The organism is Acidiphilium sp. C61, from assembly GCF_905116885.1.
Taxonomy (GTDB): domain Bacteria; phylum Pseudomonadota; class Alphaproteobacteria; order Acetobacterales; family Acetobacteraceae; genus Acidiphilium.
Genome location: NZ_CAJHNI010000005.1, coordinates 1,080,208 through 1,105,817, shown reverse-complemented (window position 1 = coordinate 1,105,817; position 25,610 = coordinate 1,080,208). Strand labels below are relative to the sequence as shown.

26 protein-coding genes are annotated in these 25,610 nt (G+C 63.5%); 18 read left to right on the top strand and 8 right to left on the bottom strand.

Annotated features, from left to right (window positions below; genetic code table 11):
- Nucleotides 1-15 precede the first annotated feature (15 nt).
- The 6 genes from HUW10_RS07985 to HUW10_RS07960 all read left to right on the top strand — a co-directional run bounded on the left by HUW10_RS07985 (nucleotide 16) and on the right by HUW10_RS07960 (nucleotide 6,456).
- Nucleotides 16-267: a hypothetical protein gene (locus tag HUW10_RS07985; RefSeq protein ID WP_174503010.1), complete on the top strand. Its 252-nt coding sequence runs from the start codon at nucleotides 16-18 to the stop codon at nucleotides 265-267.
- A 4-nt stretch (nucleotides 268-271) separates the two neighbouring features.
- Nucleotides 272-1,048: an enoyl-ACP reductase FabI gene (gene fabI, locus HUW10_RS07980; protein ID WP_174503009.1), complete on the top strand. Its 777-nt coding sequence runs from the start codon at nucleotides 272-274 to the stop codon at nucleotides 1,046-1,048.
- 34 nt (nucleotides 1,049-1,082) lie between these two features.
- Nucleotides 1,083-2,897, top strand: coding sequence for an alpha/beta hydrolase (locus HUW10_RS07975; protein WP_174503008.1), 1,815 nt, complete (start codon nucleotides 1,083-1,085; stop codon nucleotides 2,895-2,897).
- 12 nt (nucleotides 2,898-2,909) lie between these two features.
- Complete coding sequence (locus tag HUW10_RS07970) at nucleotides 2,910-4,325, top strand: bifunctional enoyl-CoA hydratase/phosphate acetyltransferase (RefSeq protein ID WP_174503007.1); 1,416 nt, start codon at nucleotides 2,910-2,912, stop codon at nucleotides 4,323-4,325.
- Nucleotides 4,326-4,492: 167 nt separating this feature from the next.
- Nucleotides 4,493-4,996: a prepilin peptidase gene (locus HUW10_RS07965; RefSeq protein WP_174503006.1), complete on the top strand. Its 504-nt coding sequence runs from the start codon at nucleotides 4,493-4,495 to the stop codon at nucleotides 4,994-4,996.
- A 125-nt stretch (nucleotides 4,997-5,121) separates the two neighbouring features.
- Nucleotides 5,122-6,456, top strand: coding sequence for a cytosine permease (locus HUW10_RS07960; RefSeq protein WP_174503005.1), 1,335 nt, complete (start codon nucleotides 5,122-5,124; stop codon nucleotides 6,454-6,456).
- Nucleotides 6,457-6,577: 121 nt separating this feature from the next.
- Here the strand turns inward: HUW10_RS07960 and HUW10_RS07955 are convergent, their stop codons facing one another.
- Together HUW10_RS07955 and HUW10_RS07950 are read right to left on the bottom strand one after the other, a co-directional pair.
- Nucleotides 6,578-7,357, bottom strand: coding sequence for a class II aldolase/adducin family protein (locus HUW10_RS07955; protein WP_174503004.1), 780 nt, complete (start codon nucleotides 7,355-7,357; stop codon nucleotides 6,578-6,580).
- Nucleotides 7,358-7,416: 59 nt separating this feature from the next.
- Nucleotides 7,417-8,010, bottom strand: a complete 594-nt coding sequence (locus tag HUW10_RS07950) for an isoprenylcysteine carboxylmethyltransferase family protein (RefSeq protein WP_174503003.1) — start codon at nucleotides 8,008-8,010, stop codon at nucleotides 7,417-7,419.
- A 120-nt stretch (nucleotides 8,011-8,130) separates the two neighbouring features.
- Here HUW10_RS07950 and soxC point away from each other — a divergent pair, with 120 nt between their 5' ends.
- The 11 genes from soxC to HUW10_RS07895 all read left to right on the top strand — a co-directional run bounded on the left by soxC (nucleotide 8,131) and on the right by HUW10_RS07895 (nucleotide 17,290).
- Nucleotides 8,131-9,381, top strand: a complete 1,251-nt coding sequence (soxC, locus tag HUW10_RS07945; RefSeq protein WP_174503002.1) for a sulfite dehydrogenase — start codon at nucleotides 8,131-8,133, stop codon at nucleotides 9,379-9,381.
- Entirely contained in the window at nucleotides 9,365-10,144 is a 780-nt protein-coding gene (locus HUW10_RS07940; protein ID WP_174503001.1) for a c-type cytochrome, read from the top strand. Before soxC ends, HUW10_RS07940 begins: the two co-directional genes overlap by 17 nt.
- A gap of 10 nt (nucleotides 10,145-10,154) precedes the next feature.
- Nucleotides 10,155-10,499, top strand: a complete 345-nt coding sequence (gene soxX, locus HUW10_RS07935; RefSeq protein ID WP_174503000.1) for a sulfur oxidation c-type cytochrome SoxX — start codon at nucleotides 10,155-10,157, stop codon at nucleotides 10,497-10,499.
- Between the two features lie 44 nt (nucleotides 10,500-10,543).
- Nucleotides 10,544-11,041, top strand: coding sequence for a thiosulfate oxidation carrier protein SoxY (gene soxY, locus HUW10_RS07930; RefSeq protein WP_174502999.1), 498 nt, complete (start codon nucleotides 10,544-10,546; stop codon nucleotides 11,039-11,041).
- Between the two features lie 11 nt (nucleotides 11,042-11,052).
- Nucleotides 11,053-11,364, top strand: a complete 312-nt coding sequence (gene soxZ, locus HUW10_RS07925; RefSeq protein ID WP_174502998.1) for a thiosulfate oxidation carrier complex protein SoxZ — start codon at nucleotides 11,053-11,055, stop codon at nucleotides 11,362-11,364.
- 54 nt (nucleotides 11,365-11,418) lie between these two features.
- Nucleotides 11,419-12,258, top strand: coding sequence for a sulfur oxidation c-type cytochrome SoxA (gene soxA / locus HUW10_RS07920; RefSeq protein WP_174502997.1), 840 nt, complete (start codon nucleotides 11,419-11,421; stop codon nucleotides 12,256-12,258).
- Between the two features lie 14 nt (nucleotides 12,259-12,272).
- Nucleotides 12,273-12,563, top strand: a complete 291-nt coding sequence (locus HUW10_RS07915; RefSeq protein WP_236656290.1) for a hypothetical protein — start codon at nucleotides 12,273-12,275, stop codon at nucleotides 12,561-12,563.
- Nucleotides 12,564-12,625: 62 nt separating this feature from the next.
- Nucleotides 12,626-14,362, top strand: coding sequence for a thiosulfohydrolase SoxB (gene soxB / locus HUW10_RS07910; protein ID WP_174502995.1), 1,737 nt, complete (start codon nucleotides 12,626-12,628; stop codon nucleotides 14,360-14,362).
- Nucleotides 14,359-14,796, top strand: a complete 438-nt coding sequence (locus tag HUW10_RS07905; RefSeq protein ID WP_174502994.1) for a hypothetical protein — start codon at nucleotides 14,359-14,361, stop codon at nucleotides 14,794-14,796. The genes soxB and HUW10_RS07905 overlap by 4 nt, the downstream gene beginning before the upstream one ends.
- Nucleotides 14,797-14,896: 100 nt before the next feature.
- Nucleotides 14,897-15,682, top strand: coding sequence for a sulfite exporter TauE/SafE family protein (locus HUW10_RS07900; RefSeq protein ID WP_174502993.1), 786 nt, complete (start codon nucleotides 14,897-14,899; stop codon nucleotides 15,680-15,682).
- A 51-nt stretch (nucleotides 15,683-15,733) separates the two neighbouring features.
- Nucleotides 15,734-17,290, top strand: a complete 1,557-nt coding sequence (locus HUW10_RS07895) for a hypothetical protein (protein WP_236656289.1) — start codon at nucleotides 15,734-15,736, stop codon at nucleotides 17,288-17,290.
- On the opposite strand, the gene HUW10_RS07890 is transcribed toward HUW10_RS07895, so the two are convergent.
- The 6 genes from HUW10_RS07890 to HUW10_RS07865 form a co-directional block, all read right to left on the bottom strand.
- Nucleotides 17,259-18,014 carry a sulfite exporter TauE/SafE family protein gene (locus HUW10_RS07890; protein WP_174502992.1) on the bottom strand — a complete coding sequence of 252 codons (756 nt, stop codon included), beginning with the start codon at nucleotides 18,012-18,014 and terminating at the stop codon, nucleotides 17,259-17,261. The genes HUW10_RS07895 and HUW10_RS07890 overlap by 32 nt on opposite strands.
- Nucleotides 18,015-18,032: 18 nt before the next feature.
- Nucleotides 18,033-18,422 (bottom strand): DUF302 domain-containing protein, encoded by a 390-nt coding sequence (locus tag HUW10_RS07885; protein ID WP_174502991.1) that lies wholly within the window; start codon nucleotides 18,420-18,422, stop codon nucleotides 18,033-18,035.
- Between the two features lie 146 nt (nucleotides 18,423-18,568).
- Nucleotides 18,569-20,545 carry a phospholipase C gene (locus HUW10_RS07880; protein ID WP_174502990.1) on the bottom strand — a complete coding sequence of 659 codons (1,977 nt, stop codon included), beginning with the start codon at nucleotides 20,543-20,545 and terminating at the stop codon, nucleotides 18,569-18,571.
- Between the two features lie 142 nt (nucleotides 20,546-20,687).
- The gene (locus HUW10_RS07875) at nucleotides 20,688-21,866 is read right to left on the bottom strand and encodes an acetate/propionate family kinase (RefSeq protein WP_174502989.1); all 1,179 of its coding nucleotides are present in this window, start codon (nucleotides 21,864-21,866) and stop codon (nucleotides 20,688-20,690) included.
- A gap of 383 nt (nucleotides 21,867-22,249) precedes the next feature.
- A complete protein-coding gene (gene glnA, locus HUW10_RS07870) occupies nucleotides 22,250-23,683 on the bottom strand; it encodes a type I glutamate--ammonia ligase (protein ID WP_174502988.1) in 1,434 nt (477 codons plus the stop codon).
- An 86-nt stretch (nucleotides 23,684-23,769) separates the two neighbouring features.
- The gene (locus HUW10_RS07865; protein WP_012040513.1) at nucleotides 23,770-24,108 is read right to left on the bottom strand and encodes a P-II family nitrogen regulator; all 339 of its coding nucleotides are present in this window, start codon (nucleotides 24,106-24,108) and stop codon (nucleotides 23,770-23,772) included.
- Between the two features lie 289 nt (nucleotides 24,109-24,397).
- Here HUW10_RS07865 and HUW10_RS07860 point away from each other — a divergent pair, with 289 nt between their 5' ends.
- Nucleotides 24,398-25,573 carry an aminotransferase gene (locus tag HUW10_RS07860; protein ID WP_174502987.1) on the top strand — a complete coding sequence of 392 codons (1,176 nt, stop codon included), beginning with the start codon at nucleotides 24,398-24,400 and terminating at the stop codon, nucleotides 25,571-25,573.
- Nucleotides 25,574-25,610 lie beyond the last annotated feature (37 nt).

The window sequence follows — 25,610 nt, the reverse complement described above, 5'->3', positions numbered from 1 at the left end:
AAAACGGAGGGTACGATGACCAGCACTTTCGAGGCGCATCGGATGGGCAAGGGAGCCGAAATGTTCCTCATGTCGAGCCTCTCGCCGGTGATGTTCGAGACGATGGCCGGCAGCATGATGCGTGTGGCCGAGGCTGAATTCGCGCTGATGCAGGCCATCATGCAGGCACAGTTCGGCATGATGGAGGCTGTGTTCCGCATGGGCGCTCCTGCCGCGGAGCGGATGGGGCGCGCGGCCGGGCGGGAGAGCGGCCGGGCGGCGGCCTGAGCCGATGGCGCCACCCGTCGTCGATCTCTCCGGCAAGGTCGGGCTTATCCTCGGCATTGCCAACGAGCATTCGATCGCGACGGGCTGTGCACGTGCCTTTTCCGCCGCCGGCGCGCGTCTTTGCGCCACCTATCTGAACGACAGGGCGAAGCCCTTCGTCGAGACCGTCACCCGCGACCTGCCGTGCGACATGCTGCTGCCCTGCGATGTGCAGCAGGAGGGTGCGCTCGAAACCGTGTTCGACACGATTGCCCGCCGCTGGGGCAAGCTCGATTTCCTGCTCCACTCCATCGCCTTCGCGCCGAAGGCCGACCTGCGCGCCCGGCTTGTCGACTCCTCCGCCGCCGGATTTGCCCAGGCGATGGACGTTTCCTGCCATTCCTTCATCCGCTGTGCCCGGCTTGCCGAGCCGCTGATGCGCGCTGGCGGGGCGCTGCTCTGCGTTTCCTACGAGGGATCGGTCCGCGTGGTCGAGCATTACGACCTGATGGGGCCGGTGAAGGCGGCGCTGGAATCCAGCGTGCGCTATCTCGCCGCCGAACTCGGCCCGCGCGGCCTTCGTGTCAACGCGCTCTCGCCCGGGCCGATCGCCACAAGGGCGGCAAGCGGGATCGACCATTTCGATGATCTCCTGGCCGAAGCCGCCCGTCTGGCGCCGGAGCGTCATCTGGTGACGATCGAGGATGTCGGCGCCCTTGCAGCCTTCCTCGCCAGTCCGGCCGCCACCAGAATCACCGGCACGGTTGTGCCGGTGGATGGCGGACAACACATCATGGCGTGACATCACCGACAGACTTGCAAGGACAATCAGACCCGTGAGCACCGAGACCCGCCGCAGCCGAACAGGCAAAAGCCCCAAGCCGCCTGCCGAGGCGATCAGGCCGTCGCCCCTGCCGCCACCCGTGCTGCCTGCCTCGATCGCGCCGCACGAGCCGGTGTCGACCACGGATGCGCTCGACCGTTCGCTGCACGCGGCCGAGGCCCGGTTCACCGCTGGCCTGGCGCCGGCCGGTATCGCGCTGGCCTGGCGCGACTGGGCGGCGCATCTCGCGAACCAGCCCACACGGCGGATGGACCTCGCCCGGCGCGCGATGGAGGATTGGGCTGCGGTCTGGCGTGTGGCATTTGGCCTTGAGGAGGCCGTCACCCCGCCTTGCGACAATGATCATCGTTTCGATCATCCCCGGTGGCAGGACATGCCGTACCGGCTCTACAAGGAATATTTCCTCCGGGTCGAACGTTGGTGGCACGATGCGGCAACCGGCATCGCCGGGGTCGATGCCGCCCATGAGCGCATCGTCGATTTCATGATCCGCCAGGCGCTGGACGCGATGGCGCCCGCCAACCTGCCGATGCTCAATCCGGAAGTCGAACATGCGGCCCGCGAAAGTCATGGCGAGTCGATCCGTGCCGGGTTGCGCAACCTGCTCAAGGATACCGAGATCGCCCTGAACCATGAGAACCGGCTGCCGCTCGCGCCGGGGCGCGACGTCGCGGTCACGCCGGGCAAGGTGGTCTACCGCAACCGGCTGATCGAACTGATCCAGTATTCTCCAACGACGGGTGAGGTCCGGCCCGAGCCGGTGCTGATCGTCCCGGCCTGGATCATGAAATACTATATCCTCGATCTTTCGCCGGAGAACTCGCTGGTCCGCTACCTCGTCGGGCAGGGCTATACGGTGTTCATGATGTCTTGGCACAACCCCGACAAGGGCGACCGCGACCTCACCCTCGATGATTACCGTGCCGATGGCGTGATGGCCGCGCTCGATGCCGTCAGCGCCATCACTGGTGCGCGGAAGATCCACGCCACCGGCTATTGCCTCGGTGGCACGCTGCTCTCGATTGCGGCCGCCGCCATGGCCCGCGACCATGACAGCCGTCTCGCCTCCGTCACGCTCTTCGCCGCGCAGACCGATTTCACCGAGGCCGGCGAACTCCAGCTCTTCATCACCGAGGCGCAACTCGCCTTCCTCGAAGACCTGATGTGGCAGCAGGGCTATCTCGACACCAAGCAGATGGCTGGCGCCTTCCAGATGCTGCGCTCGAACGACCTGATCTGGTCGCGGATGATCCGCCGCTATTTCATCGGCGAGCAGGAACATACGAACGACCTGATGTCCTGGAACATGGACGCGACGCGCATGCCCTATCGCATGCACGCCGAATATCTGCGCCATCTCTTCCTGCATAACGATCTCGCCGAGGGGCGGCTTTCGGCCGGCGGCCGGCCGGTTGCGATCGGCGATATCGATGTCCCGTTCTTCGTCGTCGGTACCGAGCGCGATCACATTGCGCCCTGGCACTCGGTCTACAAGCTGCACCTGCTCAACCGCGGCCCGATCACCTTCGTGCTGACCTCCGGCGGGCACAATGCAGGCATTGTCAGCGAGCCGGGCCATCCGCATCGCCATTATGTACTGCTCCAGCGCCTCCCGGGCGAGCCCTATCTCGCGCCGGAGGCCTGGCAGGACGAGGCGCCGCAGCATGATGGTTCGTGGTGGCCGGAATGGGTCGCTTTCCTCGGCGTGCATTCCGGCGCGCCAGCCGCGCCGCCGCCGCTCGGCCGCGAGGAGGCCGGATATCCGGTGCTCGGCGCCGCCCCCGGACATTATATCCACGAACGCTGACCGGAGACCGAGATGAACGATATCGGACCGGTGCCCGCTCCCCTCGCGGCGCCGATGATCGAGAACCGTGTGTTCGACGAGTTGAAGGTGGGCGATACCGCGAGCGTGAGCCGCATCCTGCGGCCCGATGACATAGCCCTGTTCGCCTATATCTCTGGAGATATCAATCCGGCGCATCTCGACCCCGAATATGCCCGCGGTGACGTGTTCCACCATATCATCGTCCATGGCATGTGGACGGCGGGGCTGATTTCTGCGGTGCTCGGCACGAAATTGCCCGGCCCTGGCACGATCTATCTCGACCAGAGCCTCCAGTTTCGCGCCCCTGTCGGGCCGGGGGACGAGATCACCGCAACGGTGACGGTGACCGAGCTCGAGCCGGCGCGGCATCGGGTCACCCTCGCCTGCACGGCGGTCAACCAGTCGGGTACCGAAGTGCTCCGCGGTACCGCCCTCGTCGCCGCGCCGACCGAGAAGGTGCGGCGACCGGCGATGCCGCTGCCAGAAGTGCGGCTCAGCCGGCACGAGCGGTTCAACATCCTGCTGGGCGAGGCGCGGGCGCGCGGCCCGCTGGTCACCGCCGTGGTGCATCCCTGCGACGATGTCAGCCTGCGCGGCGCGCTCGATGCGGCCCGGGCCGGGCTGATCGTGCCCATCCTGGTTGGGCCGGAGGCAAAGATCCGTGCTGCCGCCGAAAAGGCCGGGCTCGATCTGGGGGATCTGCGGATCGAGCCGGTTCCCCACAGCCACGCCGCTGCCGCGCGCGGTGTCGAACTGGTCCGCGAGGGCACCGCGAAGCTGCTGATGAAGGGCGCGCTGCACACCGACGAGCTGATGCACGAGGTGATGCTGGCCGAGAATGGCCTGCGTACCGGGCGGCGTTTGTCGCATGTCTATGTCATGGACGTGCCGAGCTATCCGCGTCCGTTGCTGGTGACCGATGCGGCGATCAACATTGCCCCCGATCTCGCGACCAAGCGCGATATTGCCCAGAACGCGATCGACCTTGCCCGCGCCATCGGGATCGAGACGCCCCGCCTCGCCGTTCTGTCGGCGGTGGAGACGGTGAACCCCGCAATGCCGTCCACCCTCGATGCCGCTTCGCTCTGCAAGATGGGCCAGCGCGGGCAGATCACCGGCGGCATCATCGATGGTCCGCTGGCCTTCGACAATGCGGTGAACGCGCGCGCCGCAGCCGAGAAGGGAATCGAGTCGCCGGTCGCCGGCCGGGCCGATATCCTGCTGGTGCCGGATATCGAGGCGGGCAACATGGTCGCGAAGCAGCTCACCTTCCTGGCCGGGGCCGATGCCGCCGGCGTCGTCGTCGGCGCGCGCATCCCGATCGTGCTCACCAGCCGGGCGGATGACGCCCGCACCCGCCTTGCCTCCTGTGCGGTGGCGTTGATGCTGGCCGGCGCGTCGGGATGAAGGGGGAGATCCGAAAGGATCGGAAAGTGCTCTAGCGGCGCGCTCGATCGCAAGACGAAGGAGTTGATCGTGCTGGCGATCGGGGTGTCGCGTTAACCGATCCTTCGTCCGGGCCTGTCACTCTGTGCCGGATGAGCCCCGGCGGGGCGCAAGCCTTGGAAGCCTCAATGGATCATGTGGTGCAGATCGCGATGCTCGTGCCGCTGGCGGTCGCCTGCTGGCAGGATTTTCTGCTGCGCCGCATCCCTGACGGCGTTTCCATGCTGCTTGCCCTGGCGGGGATGGCGCTGCGCCTTCGCGATGGCATCCAGCCTCTGGCGGTGAGCCTGGCTGTGGCTGCGGCGCTGTTTCTGGTACTGCTCCTGCTGTATTTGCGCCGGCTGGTCGGCGGAGGCGATGTGAAGCTAATCGTGGCGCTCGCCATCGGCTTTCCGCCTCTGGCCCTTCCCGGTTTCCTCTTCGCGACGGCCCTTGCCGGTGGCGTGCTGGCGCTCGCCTATCTGGCCTTGCGCATGGTGCGCCTGCCTTTGCGGCCGCTCCCGCGCGGTGCCGGGTTGCTTCGCCGCCTGTGGATGGTCGAGCGCTGGCGTGCCCGGAAGGCGGCTCTGCCCTACGGCATCGCCATTGCCGCCGGGGCCGCCTGGGTGCTGCTGCCCGGCGCGGGGCTCTGATTGCCTTCAGAACGGGCAGGCTGGCCTTGATTTTGCCCATCCCTGGCCCGCCATAGCCTATTTACACAGGCACGGTTTTTGCTGCATCCGAAAGCACAGGAACAAACAACAGGGGCAAGGCGGGAATGGCCGAAGCGGGCACAATCACGGTCGAGACAAAAGGGATCGACAAGGTCACTCCGGACGAAACCCGCGGTAGCCCGCGCGCGCTGTTCGGGCTCTGGATGGCCGCGAACGTGGAGTTCGCAACCATTACCACGGGCGCGCTGGCAACCGGCGTATTCGGCCTGTCCGCGGTCGACGCAATCGCCGCAATCCTGCTCGGCAACCTGATTGGCGCCGTATTGCTGGGCATGTTCTCGACCTTCGGGGTGGAATACGGCTTGCCGCAGATGATCCAGGGCGCCGCATGGTTTGGCCCCCTCGGCAACCGGTTGCCGTCGTTCCTGAACTTCTTCGGCGGCTTCTCGTGGTTTGGCGTCAACACCATCATCGGCGGCTATGCTCTCGAATACATGCTCGGCACCGGGCTGATCCCGAACATCATTGCGCTGTGCGTGGTCCAGGTCGCGATCGCCGCGATCGGTCATGACCTCATCCATGCGGCGGAGAAATATTTCTTCTTCCTGCTGGTGGCGATCTTTCTGGTGCTCACCGCCTTCGCTGCCGGCCATGTCGGACATCTGCCGCCCGCCAACCCGAAAATGCTGAAGAATGTCGGTGGTGTGTCCGGTGCCTTTATCCTCACCACCTCGATCATCGTCGCCTATGTTCTCGGCTGGATTCCCTATTCGTCCGACTACACGCGCTACCTTCACCATACTGGCGACCGGTCGGTGACCGGTCGGGCCGTCTTCACCAACGCCTTTCTGGCAACCTTCCTTTCCTGCGTCTGGATGGAAGTACTGGGGGCGCTGATCGGCGCAACCGTCGCACTTTCGAAACCGTCGGACCTGTTCACCCCCTGGATGCCGCACTGGTTCCACGCGCCGCTGATCATTGCCATCGTGGTCGGCACGATCAGTGCCAACATCATCAACATATACTCCGCGACACTTTCATCGCTGGCACTCGGTTTCCGGCTCAAGCAATATCAGGCCGCGCTGCTGAGTGGCGCGATCGGCACCGCGATCTCGGTTCTTGCCGCCACCCATTTCATCAAGAGCTACGAGAGCTTTCTGTTTTTCCTGGGATATTGGACCGCCCCCTGGATCGCCGTCACGATGCTGTCGCATTACACGCGCCGGCACAGCCGGATAAGCGGGGTCAATGCCGCATTTACCGCCTGGATCGCCGGCATTGCCGCAAGTGTTCCGTTCTTCAACCAGTATCCGCTCTTCGTCGGAAGTTTCGCGGCAACTCATCCGGGGTTTGGGGATATCTCGTTTGCGGTTTCCGCCCTGGTGTCTTGTGTCGTGTATTTCGCACTGACCGCAAGGGTAAGCACTGCTGCTGCTTGATTTCGAATCCGCACGATTTAGAGCATCATCCGATCAGATGGAATCATCTGATCGGATAAAGATGCTCTAATTATCAACAAGATAGAGCACGACATCCGATCCATCAGGATCGGAAAATGCTCTAGCTCCGGTAGTCGCCGTTTCCTTCGATGAGACGGAGGGCAGATTGCCATGCCATCTCGTAATGGGCCATGCGGTTTGCCTCGTCCATGTTGAACTGGGCCGCGGTATGCTCGCAAACCTCGCGTGGCGGGATTACCAGCTTGGCGCCGCCCGACATCGCGGCCACCTGCGCCTGGCAGGCGCGCTCCAGGAAATAGATCTCGTGGAACGCTTCGGGAATGCTGCGCCCGCCCACCAGAAGTCCATGATTGCGCAGGATCATCGCCTTGTTCTGGCCGAGATCGTGCACGATGCGCTCACGCTCGTCGAGGTCGAGTGCTATGCCCTCATAGCCATGATAGGACAGGCGGCCATAGAATTTCATCGCATGTTGGCTGATCGGCAGGAGCCCCTGTTCCTGCGCTGCGATCGCGATGCCGGCGGCGGTGTGGGTATGGACGACACAGACGAGGTCGGGCCGGGCGATGTGAATGGCGGAATGGATGGTGAAGCCGGCCTGGTTCACGCGTTTGGCCGACATGCCCGGCGTTTCGACGCGGTTGCCGTGGAGGTCGATCTTCACGAGGTCGGAGGCCCGCATCTCATGAAACATCACGCCGTAGTCATTTATGAGGAAATGATGTTCCGGGCCGGGCACGCGCGCGCTGATATGGGTGTAGATGAAATCGGTCATCCGGAAATGTGCGACCAGCCGGTAAAGCGCAGCAAGGTCGCAGCGGATCTGCCATTCTTCGGCTGATATTCCATCAGGCGGATTGATCTTTGTCGTCACGTTCATGGTGGTGGTCCTCCCTCGGGCGGCAGGGTCGGGGCAATTGCCGTTTGCGTCAAGTAAATTCAGTGGCGTTTTGGCAGTAACGGCAACAGCATTGGCACTTTGGCGCGGTAGTCTCGATAGGCCTCGCCGTAGAGACGCAGAAGGTTTCGTTCCTCGAAGCGGATGCCGATGAGAAGGTAGACCGTTGCGGCGGCTGCGGTGGCAAGGCGGAATGGCGACGTTGCAAGCCCCCAGACGATCAGGAGCAGGCCGAGATAGAGGGGGTGGCGCACCAGCCTGTTCATCCCCCCGATCGCCAGTGGTTCGGGCGGAGAGGCGCTGTCGGGCTTGCCGGCCCGGAACTGGGCAAGGCCGGTAAAGCGGGCGAGATCGTAGTTCCGGCCTGCCAACCCGACGACAATGGCGCCCGCACCTGCCGCGATCCAGCCGGGCAGGATGATTTCGCGCGGCAGGTTGAAGGCATGATCGGGGAACAGGAGCCGGCCGATCGCCAGCACCAGGGCGAGATGTGCCGCGGCGATCAGGTTATAGGCCAGGCGGTCGCCGCGCCCGGCGAGTTGCAACAGCAAAGCCCGGCCGCCGGGCGCTGCCAGGTAACTGTGCCCCGCGCCGAAGCTGGCCCAAAGCAGCATGTAGGAGAGGATGGCGATCATGATCCTGCACCATATTTATTTTCTGTTTGACATATTCGATTTACTATATGAATGTCGGTTTGACAGAAAAATATCGCTCCTGACGCCCAATCAGGAAGAATTTTGCTGCTGCGAGGGGAAATGTCCAAAACCGATCGAAGGGGCCTTTTCAGGCTCGGCGCCGCTTTTGGTGCGATCGCCACAGCCGCTTCCACCGGCGCTCGCGCGGCTACGGTCGCACCGCCTGCTGACAATGCCTGGTCGAATGCGCTGGGTGCGGGCGTCGACTCCCGCCCTTACGGCAGGCCGTCGCGCTTCGAAAAGAACGTCATCCGTCGCTACGTGCCGTGGCTTTCGCCAACCAGGAACGCGGATGCGAGCTTCACGCCCTTGCAGGACCATCACGGAATCATCACCCCGAATGGCCTGTTCTTCGAGCGCTACCATTCGGGCCGGCCCAGCATCGACCCCAAGGACTACCGGCTGATGATCTCCGGCCGGGTGAAGCGGCCGCTGCTGCTGACGCTCGACCAGCTGATGCGATACCCCTCGGTATCGCGCATCCATTTCATCGAGTGCCCCGCCAATGGCGCAACCGAATGGCCGGCGGCGCAGCTCAATTCGCTGCAGTTTACCCACGGGATGATCGGGTGTGCCGAATGGACGGGGGTACGGCTGTCGACCCTGCTCGACGAGGCGGGGCTGCTGCCCGACAGCCGCTGGGTGCTCGCCACCGGATCGGATGGCGCGCATATGGATCGCTCCCTGCCGATGGTGAAATGCCTCGATGACTGCATCGTGGCCTGGGGGCAGAACGGGGAGGCGATCCGCCCCGAGCAGGGCTATCCGGTGCGGCTCGTCGTGCCGGGCTGGCAGGGTAACGTGAACGTGAAATGGCTGCGCCAGCTCGAGGTCGGGTCCGAGCCCTGGATTACCCGCGAGGAGACCAGCGAGTACAGCGAATTGCTGGGCGATGGAAAATCGCTTGGCTTCACCTGGGCGATGAATGCGAAATCGGTCATCACCTTCCCCTGCCCGGAAAGGTCGCTGACCGGCGGACCCGGCTTTTACCAGATCCACGGCCTTGCCTGGAGCGGCAACGGGCGGGTGAAGCATGTCGATGTCTCGCTCGATGGCGGGGTGAGCTATCATCGCGCCGCGCTGGACGGACCCGTTCTCTCGCGCTGCCTCACCCGGTTCACCTTCAACTGGCGGTGGGATGGCAAGCCGGCGCTCATCCAGTCCCGCGTGACCGACGAGACCGGTTATGTTCAGCCCACGATCGCACAGAAACACAAATTCTGGGGGCGTGATCCGGTTTATGAGAACAACTCCATCCAGACATGGCAGGTGCTGGCCGACGGGACGGTGAACAATGTCCAGCTCTCGTAAGGTTCTGCTTGCTGTCACCGGGTTTGCCGCAGCGATTGCGGCGGCCCGCGCGGGTGATGCACCGGCGCCATCCTACAAGGGAATCGTGCCGGCGGCGACGCTGGAGGTTTGGCGCGATCTCGGCACCGGCAATGGCGCGCTGACGCATTACAAGCCGGCGACGCCGCCAGGCCATTACGGCATCGGCACCGCGCCGACGATGCAGCAGATCGGCGGCTGGACCATCGCCGTGCCGCCCGACGGCTCCAATCTGCCGCCGGGTAGCGGCACTGTGGCTGCCGGCGAAAAGCTCTTTTCGAGCGATTGCGCAATGTGCCATGGCGGTTTCGGCGAGGGTGCGCACGGCTATCCGGCGCTTGCCGGTGGCGTCGGGTCGCTGGCGGGCGCTGCCCCCCAGAAGACGGTGGGCAGCTACTGGCCCTATGCGACGACGCTGTGGGATTACATCAACCGCGCGATGCCGTTCTATGCCCCGCACACGCTGAAGCCCGATCAGACTTATGCGCTGACTGCCTTCATCCTGAACCTCAACGGCATCGTGAACGCCAAATTCGTCGCCGATGCGCAGAGCATACCGCGGGTGAAGATGCCCAACCGCAACTCGTTCAACTGGAAAGATCCGCGTCCTGTCACACATAATATGGCCTGCATGAAGAACTGCGCGCCGCCCGGATCCGTCAGGATCACTTCGAGCGCGGCAAAGATGGGGCTGACCCCGCGCACCACCGGCCCGGTGGACGACATGAAGGGCAGCAGCAAATGAGGAGGGTGAAATGAAGCCTGCCACCATCCTGCTGGGCCTTGCCGTCGCGGCGTCGCCCGCTGTCGCGCTGGCTGCCACGCCGCAGCAGATTGCCGCCGGCGAGACGATCGCCACCACGAAATCGCTCGGCAACTGCGCCGCATGCCACAGTTTCGCCGGCGCGGTGGAGCCGGGCAATGTCGGCCCGACGCTGAAGAACGTGAAGGCAATGATGCCCGATCGCAAGACATTCTATGCGATCGTCTTCGACGAGCAGGCGCGAAATCCGCAGACGGTGATGCCCGCCTTCGGGAAGAACCTGATTCTGACACCAAAACAGATCAACGAAGTAATCGATTTTCTCTACACCAAATGAAGACCGAACTGCGCCGAAGCAGACAAGAGATGGGGAAACACACGATGATGACCGAACCACGCAAGACAGGGCCCGCACGCCGGACGGTGCTGCTGGGCGCCGCAGGGGCCGCGGCGGCGCTGGCAATGCCGCGCTCCGGCCTCGCCGCCGCTTCGGTGCCGGCGCCAAAGGCTTCGCTATGGCCCGAAGCGGCCTTCAAGGCGACCGTGCCCGATGCGGCGCTGAAGGCGTTGTGGGGCAGCTCCACTCTGGTTTCGACCGACCAGGTGAAGATGGAGGCACCGGATATCGCCGAAAATGGCGCCGTGGTGCCGATCTCCGTCGATGCGAACGAGACCGCCATTACCGGTGCGGCCCTGCTGGCGCGGCACAATCCGTACTCGCTGGCTTGTGCCTATGAAATTCCGGAGGGCACGAGTCCGGCCATCTCGAGCCGCCTCAAACTTGCCCGTACCACGGAGGTCGTCGCGGCGGTGAAGGCGGGCGGCAAGCTCTACGCGACGTCGAAGCAGGTGAAGGTCACGCTTGGCGGGTGCGGCTGAGGAGAGGAACGATGGCACATCAGATTCTGGTTCACGCAACCACGTCGGGCGGGGTGACGACCGTCGAGGCGTTGATCAAGCACCCGATGGATTCCGGCTTCGTGAAGGGCAAGGACGGCAAGCTCATTCCGCCGCATTACATCGAGGTCGTCGAGTTCACCCACAAGGGCAAGCTCGTTCTGCGCGGCTTCTGGGGCCCCGCGGTTTCCAAGAATCCCTTTATCAGATTCTCTTTCAAGGGCGGCGCCTCGGGCGATCCCATCGGGGTTTCATGGGTCGATAACAAGGGTGAAACCGCCAACATGTCGGCGTCAATCATGTGAGCGAGGCGCGTCGGCATCCTCTGTGCCGGCGCGCGCGGCTGGGAGGAGCAGACAATGCAACGCACATCGGCGATGATCGTGGCTCTTGCAACGCTGACACTTGGTACAGCGCCCCTTGCAAAGGCCGGGCCGGCGGCGGATCTGAAGGCGTTCCAGGCCTATTTCCAGACACGTTTTCCAATGCTCGCGCTGAAGAATTACGTCGACGGGCCCTATAATTTCAGCGCCAATGACCGGGCGCAGTGGAAGCAGATACTGGAATTCCCGCCCTATTCCTTCGCGGTGGATGCCGGGAAGACGGCATTCGGCACGAAGTTTCCCGATGGTGCAGACTATGCTTCGTGTTTTTCGCAGGGCGGGATCGGCATTGCACAGGATTATCCGAAGTTCGATGAAAAGACCGGCAAGGTCGTCACGATCGGCATCGCCATCAATGAATGCCGCAAGCGGCATGGGCTGAAGCCGCTCAGCCTGACCAAGGGCGAACTCGCCGATATCGTCGCCTATATGACCTCAACCTCGGATGGCAAGCTGATCCATGTCGTTATTCCGAACGACAAGCGGGCCATTGCAGCCTATGAGGCGGGCAAGGAATATTTCTATTCCCGCAGGGGGCAGCTGAATTTTTCCTGCGCCAGTTGCCATGTGCAGGCAGCGGGCAAGCGGCTGCGGGGGCAGTATCTCGCGCCGGCGCTTGGCATCACGGCTTCTTTCCCCGTCTATCGTTCGAAATGGGGCGATGTCGGCACGCTGGTGCGGCGGTTCATCGGCTGCAACAGGAAGGTGCGTTCGGTGCCGGCGAAGCCGGATTCGGCGGCGTATCGGGACCTTGCCTATTTCCTCACGTACATGAGCAACGGCCTGCCGATCGCGGGCCCGGGGGCGCGATCATGAAACGGATAAATTGTGTGCTGGTTGCTGCGACTTTTTGTCTTGGCGTTGCCCATGCCCATGCCGCCGGGAAGGACGGTGCAGCGCGGGCGATCGCCGCGGCGGCGGCGAAGATGAAGACCGCCGCGACGCTGGATGACCAGTGGACGCCGACGGTCGCTTCATTCAAGGCAGCCAAGGCGGCCGAGGCTGCCGGCGATTACGCGAAGGCCGAGGCAACGGCCAAACGGGCCGCGGCGCTGGCCGCCGCTTCGATTGCCCAGGCGCGCAGCCAGAAGCGCCTCTGGCGGAATGCAGTAACGCGCTAGAGCATCATCCGATCCATCAGGATCGGACAGCGCTCTAAGCCGGCCAGGCGGAGACCGAATGGATGACGATTGCACGACGCGCTCTTCTCACCGCTGCGGCCAGCACATCGCTGCTGCCGCGGCTCGCCTGGTCGGCCGCCGATCCTTATGACGTGAAGATGAGCGGCGATGTCCGCATCATCCACCAGACCGACACGCATGCGAATGCAAGGCCGGTGCATTTTCGTGAGCCAACGCAGAATATCGGGGTTGGTCGCGCAGCAGGGCAGCCGCCGCATCTGGTTGGCGCTGCCTTCCTCGATTTTTATCACATGAAACCCGGCACACGGGATGCGCATGCCTTCACCTTCCTCGATTTCGAGGCGTTGGCGCACCGCTACGGGCGGCTTGGCGGGTTCGCCAGCCTCAAGACGGTGATCGACAATCTGCGCGCCGGTGCCGGACCGGGCCGCTCGATCCTGCTCGATGGCGGCGATCTCTGCCAGGGCACGGGGATTGCCAATCTCACCCGTGGCCAGAACATGGTGGCGCTCGGCAACCTTTTGGGCATCGATGCGATGACCGGGCACTGGGAGTTCACCTACGGGCAGGACGGGATCGAGGCGCTCATCAAGGCAATGCACGGCCGCTTCATCGCGCAGAACGTATTTCTCTCGGCGGAATCGCAGATGATGGGCGCGCCCGCCTTCGACCAGAAGACCGGCCGCGTGTTTCAGCCCTCTATCATCTGCGAGCTTGGCGGTTATCGCGTCGGCGTGATCGGCCAGGCTTTTCCCTATGTGCCGATCGCGCATCCGAGGAGGTTCACGCCGGACTGGCGGTTCGGCATCCATCCCGGCCGGATACAGAAGCTTGTCGATGAATTGCGCGCGGTGCAGAAGGTCGATGCCGTGCTGCTGCTCTCGCATAACGGCATGCCGGTCGATCTCAAGCTCGCTTCGCAGGTGCGCGGGATCGACGTCATTCTCGGCGGCCATACGCACGATGCGGTGCCGCATCCGGTTCCGGTAAAGAATCCCGGCGGCATCACACTGGTGACCAATGCCGGAACGGGGGGCAAGTTCGTCGCAATACTCGACCTCGAACTCACGAAAGGCCGGGTGAGGGACGTGCATTATCGGCTGCTGCCGATCTATGCCGATCAGGTGAAGCAGGACGCGGCGGTGGTGGCGGCGGTGGAAGCGCAGGAGGCGCCGCACCGCGCGATGCTCGATGAAAAACTGGCCGAGACGGAAACGCTGCTCTACCGGCGCAACAATTTCTACGGCTCTGTCGATCAGGTGATCATGGACGCGCTGCGGGCCGAAACCGGTGCGCAGATCGCCTTTTCGCCCGGCTTTCGCTGGGGCAATACGGTGCTTGGCGACCGAGCGCTGACGATGGGCGATCTGCTGGCGGAAACGGCCATCACCTATCCGATGGTGTACAAGCAGACCATGACTGGCGCCGAGATCAAGGCGGTGATGGAAGATGTCTGTGACAATCTCTTCAATCCCAACCCGTATTATCAGCAGGGGGGAGACATGATCCGGGTTGGCGGCATGAACTATGCCTGCGCGCCGGGGCAATCGATCGGCCACCGGATTTCCGCGATGGAGCTTGATAATGGCACCAAGGTCGAGGCGGCGAAACAATACACCGTTGCGAGTTGGGCCTCGGTGTCACTGCCGCAGACCGGCGCGCCGGTCTGGGATGTGGTGGCCCGGCATCTGCGCCAGGTGAAGACGGTGAAGCTGACGCGGCCCAACCGGGTCAAGGTGCTCGGGCTCGCCGGCAATCCGGGCTACGCTGTCCCATGAGTTCGCGCCGGAGGCTGTTCGGCGGTCTTGGCGTTGCGGCGGCGGCAATGGGTGTGAGCCGCGCTGCCGTCAACAATCCTTTTGCCACCCATCTGCTGGCGTTGCAGCTCTCGGATTCGGTGATGAGCAAGCAGCGTGAGGTTCTCAACAACGCCAATGCGGTGCTGAAGGTCTGGCCCGAGACGGCGTCGATCATCGTGGTGGCTTTCGGCCCAGGCGTGGAAATTACCTTTGCCGACTCACCGCTGCGCCAGCAGGTCGACAGCCTGATCGCGCAGAATGTCGAGTTCGACGTTTGCATGAACACGATCGAGACTCTGAAGCGCGAGACCGGCCATGTGCCGGTGCTGAACCCAAAGGCGCAGCAGGTTCCTTATGGCGTGCCGCGGCTGATGGAACTTGCTGGCAAGGGATACGTCATCGTTCGGCCCTGAAGCGGCTGCGGGGTGTATTCTTGAAATCTGATATATCAGGGGCTAGACATATTCGCGAATAAGAATGTCTTGTGGCGTAACCCGCCAGGGGAGATTTTCCATGATCGAGACGGTTCTTGCCCTTGTATCCGGCAGCGCTGTTGGCTTCACGCTGGGGCTGATCGGCGGGGGTGGCTCGATCTTGGCGACCCCGCTGATGCTTTACGTCATTGGCCTGGCACCCCATGTCGCGATCGGCACTAGTGCGCTCGCGGTTTCGGCCAATGCCTTTGCGAATTTTGGCGGCCACGCCCGCAAGGGCAATGTGCGGTGGCGGAGTGCTGCCATTTTCGCGGTGCTTGGCATTGTCGGCGCCGCGGCCGGTTCCACCCTCGGCAAGACGTTTGATGGCAAGAAGCTGCTGTTTCTTTTCGCGATCCTGATGATCGCGGTGGGGTTGGTGATGCTTCGCCCCCGCAAGATGGCCGACCGCGAGACCGGGCAGCCTGAACGGCTGAACATGACCGGACTGCTGGCGGTAGCGGTTGCGGCACTCGCGGTCGGCGTGCTGTCGGGTTTTTTCGGCATTGGCGGGGGCTTCCTGATCGTTCCTGGCCTGCTCTTCTCGACCGGGATGCCGATGATTTTCGCGATCGGCTCCTCGCTGCTCTCGGTCGGCAGTTTCGGGCTGACCACAGCGGTAAATTATGCGGCCTCCGGCCTTGTGAACTGGGCCGTTGCCGTGGAGTTCATCCTGGGGGGCGTGATTGGCGGGCTCCTCGGCACGCGCCTGGCGATCCACCTCGCGGGGCGGCGCGACGCGCTCAACCGGATTTTTGCCGGGCTTGTTTTCGCCGTGGCGGTCTATATGCTTTACCGCAACGCGGCCTCATTCGGGCTTGCGTGATCTGCCTGAAAGATTAACCGAGCCTTCACTCTGCCGTGTCAAACTCCTGTTATGAACTTTGCCGCAGCGGATGGAGCGATCGACCTCATCGGTATCTATCGTGATCTCCATGCTGCCGATCCCCGTCAGCCCGGCATCGTCGCGGCCTATGCGACGGCGTTGCTGGAGGGAGGAGATCCTGAGGCGGCGTGCGCCATTGCCGGTGCGGCCACCGATACCGCAGATCCCGGCGTCTTTCTTGTGCATGCGCGAGCCTTGCGTGCGCTGGGGAAGTTCGAACCCGCGGTGCAGGGCTTCGCCGCCGCGATCTCTGCCGGTGCGACGGGGGCGCCGGTGCTGGTGGCGCTTGGAAACTGTCTTGCCGAACTCGGGCGGCTTGAAGAGGCAACCACCTGGTTCGCGCGCGCTGCGCCAGATGATCCGAGCGGGCGAGCGCTTGCCAATCTGGCTTCGGCACGGGCCCGCCTCGGGCAGAATGCCCTCGCGATCGACGCCGCCCGAGCGGCGCTGCGGTGCAGTCCCGAACTGATCGACGCCCATCGCACGCTTGCCGTGCTGCTGGCCGGAAGCGAGCCCGAATCGGCCGCGGCGCACCGCGAGGTCGCGTTCCGGAATGGCCCTGTATTTGTCCGCCCGGGACCACAAGACGCATTGCGCGTGCTGGTACTCACCTGCCTCGCCGAAGCCAGCCTGCCCATCGAGCATTTGCTGCCGAATGCCCGCTACGCGCTGACCGACTGGTTCATCGATCATCCTGTGAACCATCTGCCCCACCTGCCGCCGCACGACCTCGTTTTCAATGCGATCGGCGAGGCCGAACTGATGCCGCCGCTGGATGGCGCGACAATCGGGTTTCTCGCCGGTGGACTTCCTGTGATGAACCGGCCCGAGGCGGTGATGCGCACCGGGCGTACGTCGCTGCCGGCGCTGCTCGCGGGGATCGACGGTCTTGTGGTGCCGCCGGTGCTGCGGGTTGCGGCTGGCGAGATTCCCGTCAGCATTGGTTTGCCGGCGCTTGTCCGGCCTGTGGGAACGCATGGCGGCCATGGATTGCGTCGCGTGGAGACCGCGGAGCAGCTGACGGCAGCGTCACACGAAGCCGGCGACAAATATCTCAGCCGTTTCATCGATTATCGGAGCGATGACGGCTATTATCGCAAATACCGGATGATCTTCGTCGATCGGCAGGTCTATCCCTATCATCTCGCGATCGGGCCGCACTGGATGGTGCATTACTGGACCGCGGGGATGGATCTCGATCCCGCGCGGAGGGCCGAGGAAGCTCGGTTTCTCGACGATCCCGTGACAGTGCTGGGTTCCGCAGCGTTCGAGGCGGTCAGCGCGGTGGGGCGCCGCCTCGATCTCGATTATGCCGGTATCGATTTTTCCATCCTTCCAGACGGGCGAGTTCTCGTCTTCGAGGCGAATGCCGCTATGCTGGTTCATCCTGAGCGGGAGGCGGAGTTTGCCTATCGCAATCAGGCCGTTCAGCGCATCCTCGACGCGTTCGCCGACATGTTGGAACGGCGCGCCGGCAGGGGGGATCATCGAGCACCTGCCGGTGATCCGGCTGAGGTCACGCAGCGCCCGAGATCGCTTGCCAGATGATGAACGCGCTGAGTGCGATCAGGCCGTAAAGGAACAGGGCGCGGAAGCGGTCAGGGTGAACCTTGCGTCGTAGTCGGGTGCCGAGCTTCATCCCGGCGAGGGCCGGCACGAGGGCGATGGCCGATATCTCCAGAGAGGTTGCGGGGAGCGCGCCGTGCCACGCCAGTCCGGCGCCGAGTGCGAGGGACGCCGCAGAAAAGATCAGCCCGAGCGCCTGGATCAGCGCGTCCCGCTCAAGTCCGAGTGCGGCGATATACGGAATGGTGGGAATGGCGAATACCCCGGTCGCGCCGGCGAGCAAGCCGGCGCCGAGGCCGGCCAGCGGCCCTGCCCACGGCTCAGCGCCGGGCGGCAGGCGCAGCCGGGGATGCATTAATCCCAGCAGCGCATAGACCATGAGAACGATGCCGAGGGCGACGACGGCGGGCCGTGCGTCATGACCGGTGATCAGTCCGGCGCCGAGCGGTGCGCCGATGAGGATGCCGGCCATCATCGGCCAGAACCGTGCGATCGCCTTCCCGGCGCCGCGATGGCTCAGAAACTGCCAGATATTCGTTACGAAGGATGGCACCAGCAGCAGCGATGCGGCCTCTGCTGGGCTGATTATGGCGCCCAGAACCCCCATCGTAATGACCGGCATGCCGAGACCGAGAATTCCCTTGACGATGCCGGCAAAGAAGAAGGTGAAGATCACGATCCCCAGGCGGGGCAGGTCAAAGCTCACGATGTGTGTATGCCGGATTCAGGCGATGTGATTCACCACGCTGCGCAGCATCTCGCGCACGGTGCCGGCCAGTCGGCCAAGCTCTGGGTTCTCGATCCCTTGCATCGAGGTCACCGGGTCGATCGCCGAAACTTCGACCGAACCGTCATCGTGCTGCTGGACGATGACATTGCAGGGCAGCATGGTGCCGACCTTGTCTTCAAGTTTCAGCGCCTCGTGCGCCATGCGGGGGTTGCATGCGCCGAGAATCCGATAGGGCCGGAATGGTGTGCCGAGTTTCACCTGCATGGTCGCCGCCACGTCGATGTCGGTAAGAACACCGAAGCCTTCGGCGCGCAGCGCTGCGACCGTCGCGGCAACGGCGTCATCGAACCCGAGATCGGTGACTTTGGAGATGTGATAGCTCATCAGGGGGCTCCCCGGCCAAGGTAAGGAACCAGACTATCACCCCGTGACTCGTCATATGGCAAGCCGTCCATAAAATTCATCCGATCGGACGATGATGCCCGATCGGATGATGCTCCAAATACAAAACCTGGCGATAAAGTTTGCGCTCAGGCGGACGGATTGGTCTTGGGCAGCGGATTGAAGTCGGCCGGGATTTTTGTATGGATTCCCTTGGCGATATCAGTCGGCACGATGCCATCCACTTTGCACCCGTTGCCGCCGAATTGCGGCAGGGTCTTGAGATCGTGGGCGGGGATGATCGCGTAACCCGGCGGCAATGCACGAGCCTTGCCTTCGAGCCGTGCCGGGTCGAACGCGCTCATCAGGTCAGAGGTGTCGGGTGTGATCGCGTCTGCCGGACCGACATTGGCCTCGCCGAATTCCTTCTGGCCAAGGCGGCGACCTTTCATCTCGTCCGGCAGGCGGGCGAGCGGCGTCAGGCCGAACACCTTGTCGACGAACTTCACGACCGATGCCTGGCTGCCCACCGCGTGCGAGATCTGATGAACCCGCGCATAGGGCGAAATGACGATGAGCGGCACGCGCGGGCCGAAGGTGAGCGGCTTGTGATCCGGCCCTTCGATGACCACCGGCGGCGGCACATGGTCGTAATCTCCTTCGGAGTCGTCCCAGGTGATGATGATCGCCGCGTGCTTCCAGTATTTGCTGCTGGCGATCGCGTTGACCGCACGGGCGACAAACGCCTCGCTGATCTGGGCATCCGAATAGGCGGGATGATCATCGTCGCCGACGAAGTTCTTGCGGGCCTTGGCGTCAGGGTTGTCCGGGGTCAGGCCCATGTCGTTGCGGAAGCCGCCCTTGAGATAGAAGACGCCGCCCGAAGCCGGCAGGGTTGAGGTCCGCAGCGCAGTATAGAACGCCGATGCGCCGTGCAGGTGATCGCGCTCGGCCGGGTTGTTGGCGACGTATCCGAAATATTGCGGGCCGTTATGATGGGTGATGTAGGCTGCATGCATGCCCTGGGCGTCGGTGGGGCCGGCATGCTTGTCGCCGGCATCCTTGCCATAGCCTTCTTCGTACCATCCCCAGCCGACCGGCTTCTGGCCATGTGCCGAGAGATAGGCAACATCCTGCCGGACGTCCGCCAGATCGGTATCCGGAGCGGTGTCGCGCGCGGTTTCGCCCTTGATGGCCTTTCCTGCGGTGGTCAGCGCCAGCGAGGCATAGGTCTGGTTGATCTGCACATGCGTGCCGTGCGGGCTGGCGAAGTCGTGCGGATTGACCGGCACCGCTTTGTGCGGATCGAGCGGTGAGCCCCAGAGCGGATCATCATCGGTGACGACCGGCACGCCGGCGCCTGCCTCGGAAATCTTGCCGCCGGCAGCATTCGTGGCCGTCGGTCCGCCCTTGTAGGTTCCGGTCGCCTCGCTCGGGTGTAGCGCCCACTGGGTCAGGCCGGTCTGCGCGGCGAAGATCGACAGGTTGCCGGGCGTCGAGGGGCCGGCAATGTCCTGAAAGACATGGTCGAACAGCACGAACCGGTCGGCGTAGCGCCAGAGGAAGGGCACCGTGTCGCAATCCTCGTAGGCCATCGCGAGTTCGCCGAACTGCTTCGCCTTCAGCGAGGGATTGCCGGTCGGCGAATATTTTTTCTCCTCGGTGACGGCGAACTTGTCCATCAGCGGCTTGCCGGCGGTGACGTCCATCTTGGCAACGATGCGGCCGTGCGAATGGTCGATGTCGTCAGTGTCCCACGCATATTGCTTGGGCCCGATGCGGAAGGGCGAGATGGTGGCAGCACTGCCATCGGTGTTGATCAGCGTCTGCACGAAGCCGCGGGTTTTCGCGGCCGGCTGCGAATAGAGCCCGTCAGCGCCGGGGAAGGTGCCGAAATAGGAGTCGAACGAGCGGTTCTCCTGATACAGCACGAACACATACTTGATCTTGCGGCGGACCAGAGCGGTCATTTCCGCGTCGCTCAGCACCGGCTGCGGCTTGTCCATCATCGTGCTGACAATGCCATGAGCGGCAGGCTGGGTGACGACTTCCTGGCCATTCGCGGCGAAGGCCGCGGCGCTGACGGCGACAAGCGCCGAGCAGGCCAGAAGGAATGCGCGTTTCATTCAGGAACTCCTTTGTTGCCAGGCCGCGTATCGCGCGGATCCACGGATGAATCGGCCGCGCCCGTCAGGCCGCAGCCGCCGCGGAACGCTCTAGACCAGAGGCGTTCGGCGTTGGATGACGTTTTGGTGGCAATCGAGCTGGTCAGCCACGCAGCAGGGCTGCGGCATGGCGCGCGATCATGGCTTCCTCGTCAGTGGCGATCACGCGCACCTCGACCGGTGAGGAGGCCGCCGAAATGACCGGCGCATGACGCCGGTTCGCGGCATCATCGATGATGATGCCGAAATGGCCCAGTCGGGTACAGATCTTCGCGCGGATTTCCGGCGCGTGCTCCCCGATGCCGGCAGTAAAGACAAGCGTTTCGAGACCGCCAAGAGCGATGGTCAGCGCAGCGATCTCGCGGGCGGCGCGATGGCAGAACAACTCCACCGCGAGACGGGAGTCGGGGTGTGAACTCGCCAGCAGCGTGCGCATGTCGGACGCCTCGCCCGAGACGCCCAACAGCCCGCATTCGTGATACAAGCAATGACTGATCGCGGCTGGGGCAAGCCCTTCCTGCTCGGCCATGTAAAGCACCACGCCAGGATCGATCGTGCCGGGGCGGGTTCCCATCATCAGCCCGTCCAGCGCGGTGAAACCCATGCTGGTCTCGACCGACCGGCCTTCCAGCATCGCGCAGGCGCTGGCCCCGTTGCCGAGATGCGCGGCGATCACCTTGCCGGCGGCGCGGGCAGGCGCTGCCGCGGCAAGCGCCCCGGCGATGTATTCATACGAAATACCGTGAAACCCATATCGGCGCACGCCGGCTTCGTGGTAGCGCGCGGGGAGGGGCAGGCGCGTTGCGACATCGCCCATCGTGCAGTGAAAGCCGGTATCGAAGCAGCCGATTTGCGCAAGGCCAGGCCGCAGGCACGCAATGGCGCGCACAGGTGCGAGATTATGAGGCTGGTGCAGCGGCGCCAGCGGCACGAGCGTATCGAGCGCCGCGACAACGGTCTCGTCCAGCCTGACGGGGGCGGCGAACTCCCGGCCGCCATGCACGATGCGGTGGCCGACGCCGGCAAGCCGGTCGCCGGCGAGGTGCGTATCGGCCCATTCCAGCAATGGCTTCAGCAGGTCTTCATGCGTCATGGTGGCCGCGTCGTCCCATCGGCGCTCGGTCACAAGCTGGCCGGCTGCGTCGAATCCCTGGAAATGCGGTGCCTCGCCGATCCGCTCGATGGTGCCATGGGCACGCCGCGACAGGCCGTTTTCGATCTCGAACATGCCGAATTTGATGCTCGATGAACCGGCGTTGAGAACCAGGACTGCTGTGCCCATCCGCGTATCTCTCCCGTCAGAGCACTTTCTGATCCTTTTGGATCGGATGTAGCGCTCTATCATATTGATAAACCGAACATCTTTATCTAATCGGATGTAGTGCTCTATCATATTGATAAGTCGAGCATCTTTATCCGATCAGATGATTCCATCTGATCGGATGATGCTCTAGCGATGATGCCTGGCTGTCCGTCAACTCTGCTGGACGTGGCCGCAACAGAATAGAGCCTCACCTGAACATAGGGAAACAGCTGTCGCCCTGCGGGAGCCCGGCTTCCGCGGGATGTGGACGTGTGCCTGCCGATACATGGTCGGGATGCAGGCAAAGAAAAAGCCGGCCCGCAGGTGCGGACCGGCTTCTGGATACGTGCAGTCGTTGTCGATCAGGCCGAGTAATACATCTCGAACTCGACCGGATGCGGCGTGTGCTCGAAGCGGTAGACCTCTTCCCACTTCAGCGCGATGTAGCTCTCGATCTGTTCCTTGCTGAAGACATCGCCGGCGAGCAGGAAGTCATGATCGGCGGCAAGGGATTCCAGCGCCTCGCGGAGCGAGCCGCAGACGGTCGGAATACCCTGAAGTTCTTCGGGGGGCAGGTCGTAGAGGTTCTTGTCCATCGGGTCGCCCGGATGGATCTTGTTCTTGATGCCGTCGAGCCCGGCCATCGCCATCGCCGCGAAGGCGAGATAGGGGTTCGCGGTCGGGTCGGGGAAGCGGACCTCGACGCGCTTGGCCTTCGGGTTGGTGGTGTAGGGGATGCGGCACGAGGCCGAGCGGTTGCGCGACGAGTAGGCCAGCAGCACCGGCGCCTCGAAGCCCGGAATCAGTCGCTTGTAGCTGTTCGTGCTCGGGTTGGTGAAGGCGTTCAGCGCCTTGGCGTGCTTGATGATGCCGCCGATGTAGTACAGGCAGAGCTCGGAGAGATCGGCATAACCATTGCCGGCGAAGAGCGGCTTGCCGTTCTTCCAGATCGACTGATGGGTGTGCATGCCCGAGCCGTTGTCGCCATAGATCGGCTTCGGCATGAACGTCGCGGTCTTGCCGTAGCTGTGAGCGACGTTGTGGACGCAGTATTTGTAGATCTGCATCTGGTCGGCCATCTGCACCAGCGTGCCGAACTTCGTGCCGAGTTCGTGCTGGCTCTGCGCCACCTCGTGGTGGTGCTTCTCGATCGGCAGGCCCATCTCGCCCATGGTCGAGAGCATTTCGGCGCGCAGATCGCTCTCGGAGTCGACCGGGGGAACCGGGAAATAGCCACCCTTCACCACCGGGCGATGGCCCATATTGCCTTCCGGGTAGTCCTTCATCGAGGAGCCGGGGCCTTCGATGCTGTCGAGCTGGTAGGTGCCGAAATTGCCGCCGGTGCCGAAGCGGACGGAATCGAAAATGAAGAATTCGGCTTCGGCGCCGAACAGGATGGAATCGCCGACGCCGGATGCCCGCACGTAGGCTTCCACCTTTTTCGCGGTTGAACGCGGGTCGCGCGAATAGGGAAGGCCGGTCGAGGGTTCGAGAATGTCGCAGAAGATGACCAGGCTCGGCTTCGCGGCGAAGGGATCCATCACCGCGGTTTCCGGATCCGGCATCAGGATCATGTCGCTCTCGTTGATGACCTTCCAGCCGGCGATGGACGAGCCATCGAACATGATGCCGTCGCGGAAGGCGTCCTCGCCCATGGTGGAGATGTGCTGGGCGGTGTGGTGCCACTTGCCGCGCGGATCGGTGAACCGCAGGTCGACATATTCGACCCCGTTCTCCTTCATCATGGCCATCACCTTGCTGATCGCATCGCCGCTACCGGCGGGCTTCTTCGCCATTGTCGTCCTCACTGCTGGTCATTGTGCGGGCCCGCCCCATGCGGACCCGCTCTCGTTGGGTTTGAGGGATGGATTGAAACAGAGGGTCAGATCGCCGCTTCGCCCTTTTCACCGGTGCGGATACGGATAACTTCCTCGATCGTGGAAACGAAGATCTTGCCGTCACCGATCCGCCCGGTACGCGCGGCGTTGGTGATGGCTTCGATCGCGCGCTCGGCAACGGCATCCTCGCAGATCACCTCGATCTTCACCTTCGGCAGAAAATCAACAACATATTCAGCACCGCGATAGAGTTCGGTATGGCCTTTCTGGCGTCCAAATCCCTTCGCCTCCATGACGGTGATGCCCTGAAGCCCGACCTCGTGCAAGGCTTCCTTGACCTCGTCAAGCTTGAACGGCTTTATGATCGCTTCGATTTTCTTCATCCGGTTCACGCCCGATCCGAGACGGGCACCTCCTTGTTACGGTTGATCGCGGCGAGCTGGTGCGCGCACCGGCCGGCAAAACCTGCTTTGCAGATATCATGCCAATGGTGCATGCATCATGCCAGTCGTGGATAAAAACAATGCCGCGTCCATTGCCTACAAGGGCGGCATGATCCATGCCTAAATAAACGGCAGTTATTGCCTGCAAATCAAGCCTGCCCCGCAAAACCCCTTGCCCTTCGGCCCCGCGCCGCGATAGTGCGAAATCCGTCATTCTGGAGAGACCCGCGTGAAATCGCCAAACCAACTGCTCGACAATATCGGCACGACCATCTTCACGGTGATGTCCGCCCTGGCCGTGGAGCACGGGGCGATCAATCTCGGCCAGGGCTTTCCCGATACGGATGGCCCGTCCGACGTGATCGAGGCGGCAGCCTCGGCCCTGAGGGACGGACGGAACCAGTATCCCCCGCTCACCGGCGTCGTCGAATTGCGCGAGGCGGTGGCCGCCGCGAACCGACGCTTTTACGGGATCGACGCCGACCCGGCGCGGGAGGTGGTCGTGACCTCGGGTGCGACCGAGGCGATCACCGCCAGCCTGCTTGCCCTGCTCAATCCGGGCGATGAGGTCGTGTTGATCGAACCTCTCTACGATACCTACCTGCCGGTGGTGCAGCTCGTGGGCGCTACCGCGAGGCTGGTGCGGCTCAATCCGCCCGACTGGGCGCTGCCGCGCGCCGAACTGGCGGCAGCCTTCGGCCCCAAGACCAAGCTGCTGCTGCTCAACTCGCCGATGAACCCGACCGGCAAGGTCTTCACCCGCGATGAGCTGGAATTCATCGCTGATCTTTTGGTGAAGCATGACTGTTATGCGGTTTGCGACGAGGTGTATGAGCATCTGATTTTCGATGGGTTGAAGCACATCCCGCTGATGAGCCTGCCGGGCCTGCGGGAGCGTTGCGTGCGCATCGGCAGTGCGGGCAAGACGTTCAGCCTGACCGGCTGGAAGATTGGCTACGTCACGGCGCCGGCGCGGCTCGCGGGGGTGATTGCGCGGGCGCACCAGAACCTTACCTTCACCACGCCGCCCAACCTGCAACGCGCGGTGGCGGTCGGGCTCGCCAAGGACGATGCCTATTTCGCGTCGCTCGCCTCGGATCTCGCGGCGAAGCGCGACCGGCTGTCGGACGGGTTGCGGCGGATCGGCTTCGGCGTGCTCCCGAGCCATGGCTCCTATTTCGTGACGGCCGACTTCGCGCCCCTCGGCTTCAACGGCGACGATGCGGATTTCTGCCGGCACATCACCGAACACGCGAAGGTGGCGGCCATTCCTGTCTCCGCATTCTACCCCGGCGAAGCGCCCCGCCATTATGCGCGCTTTGCCTTCTGCAAGCGCGAGGCGGTTCTGGACGAGGCCGTGGAGCGTCTCTCTGCCCATTTTGCCGCGCGGCGGGCGGCCGAATAGTCCGCTTGCCTGCTCACTGCACCTGGCGCACGATACG

Bases quoted from the DNA above. Each gene is read 5' to 3' on its own strand.
- HUW10_RS07985 (WP_174503010.1), top strand. From the start codon at position 16: ATGACCAGCACTTTCGAGGCGCATCGGATGGGCAAGGGAGCCGAAATG.
- fabI (WP_174503009.1), top strand. From the start codon at position 272: ATGGCGCCACCCGTCGTCGATCTCTCCGGCAAGGTCGGGCTTATCCTC.
- HUW10_RS07970 (WP_174503007.1), top strand. From the start codon at position 2,910: ATGAACGATATCGGACCGGTGCCCGCTCCCCTCGCGGCGCCGATGATC.
- HUW10_RS07965 (WP_174503006.1), top strand. From the start codon at position 4,493: ATGGATCATGTGGTGCAGATCGCGATGCTCGTGCCGCTGGCGGTCGCC.
- HUW10_RS07960 (WP_174503005.1), top strand. From the start codon at position 5,122: ATGGCCGAAGCGGGCACAATCACGGTCGAGACAAAAGGGATCGACAAG.
- HUW10_RS07955 (WP_174503004.1), bottom strand. From the start codon at position 7,357: ATGAACGTGACGACAAAGATCAATCCGCCTGATGGAATATCAGCCGAA.
- HUW10_RS07950 (WP_174503003.1), bottom strand. From the start codon at position 8,010: ATGATCGCCATCCTCTCCTACATGCTGCTTTGGGCCAGCTTCGGCGCG.
- soxC (WP_174503002.1), top strand. From the start codon at position 8,131: ATGTCCAAAACCGATCGAAGGGGCCTTTTCAGGCTCGGCGCCGCTTTT.
- HUW10_RS07940 (WP_174503001.1), top strand. From the start codon at position 9,365: ATGTCCAGCTCTCGTAAGGTTCTGCTTGCTGTCACCGGGTTTGCCGCA.
- soxX (WP_174503000.1), top strand. From the start codon at position 10,155: ATGAAGCCTGCCACCATCCTGCTGGGCCTTGCCGTCGCGGCGTCGCCC.
- soxY (WP_174502999.1), top strand. From the start codon at position 10,544: ATGATGACCGAACCACGCAAGACAGGGCCCGCACGCCGGACGGTGCTG.
- soxZ (WP_174502998.1), top strand. From the start codon at position 11,053: ATGGCACATCAGATTCTGGTTCACGCAACCACGTCGGGCGGGGTGACG.
- soxA (WP_174502997.1), top strand. From the start codon at position 11,419: ATGCAACGCACATCGGCGATGATCGTGGCTCTTGCAACGCTGACACTT.
- soxB (WP_174502995.1), top strand. From the start codon at position 12,626: ATGACGATTGCACGACGCGCTCTTCTCACCGCTGCGGCCAGCACATCG.
- HUW10_RS07905 (WP_174502994.1), top strand. From the start codon at position 14,359: ATGAGTTCGCGCCGGAGGCTGTTCGGCGGTCTTGGCGTTGCGGCGGCG.
- HUW10_RS07900 (WP_174502993.1), top strand. From the start codon at position 14,897: ATGATCGAGACGGTTCTTGCCCTTGTATCCGGCAGCGCTGTTGGCTTC.
- HUW10_RS07895 (WP_236656289.1), top strand. From the start codon at position 15,734: ATGAACTTTGCCGCAGCGGATGGAGCGATCGACCTCATCGGTATCTAT.
- HUW10_RS07885 (WP_174502991.1), bottom strand. From the start codon at position 18,422: ATGAGCTATCACATCTCCAAAGTCACCGATCTCGGGTTCGATGACGCC.
- HUW10_RS07880 (WP_174502990.1), bottom strand. From the start codon at position 20,545: ATGAAACGCGCATTCCTTCTGGCCTGCTCGGCGCTTGTCGCCGTCAGC.
- HUW10_RS07875 (WP_174502989.1), bottom strand. From the start codon at position 21,866: ATGGGCACAGCAGTCCTGGTTCTCAACGCCGGTTCATCGAGCATCAAA.
- glnA (WP_174502988.1), bottom strand. From the start codon at position 23,683: ATGGCGAAGAAGCCCGCCGGTAGCGGCGATGCGATCAGCAAGGTGATG.
- HUW10_RS07865 (WP_012040513.1), bottom strand. From the start codon at position 24,108: ATGAAGAAAATCGAAGCGATCATAAAGCCGTTCAAGCTTGACGAGGTC.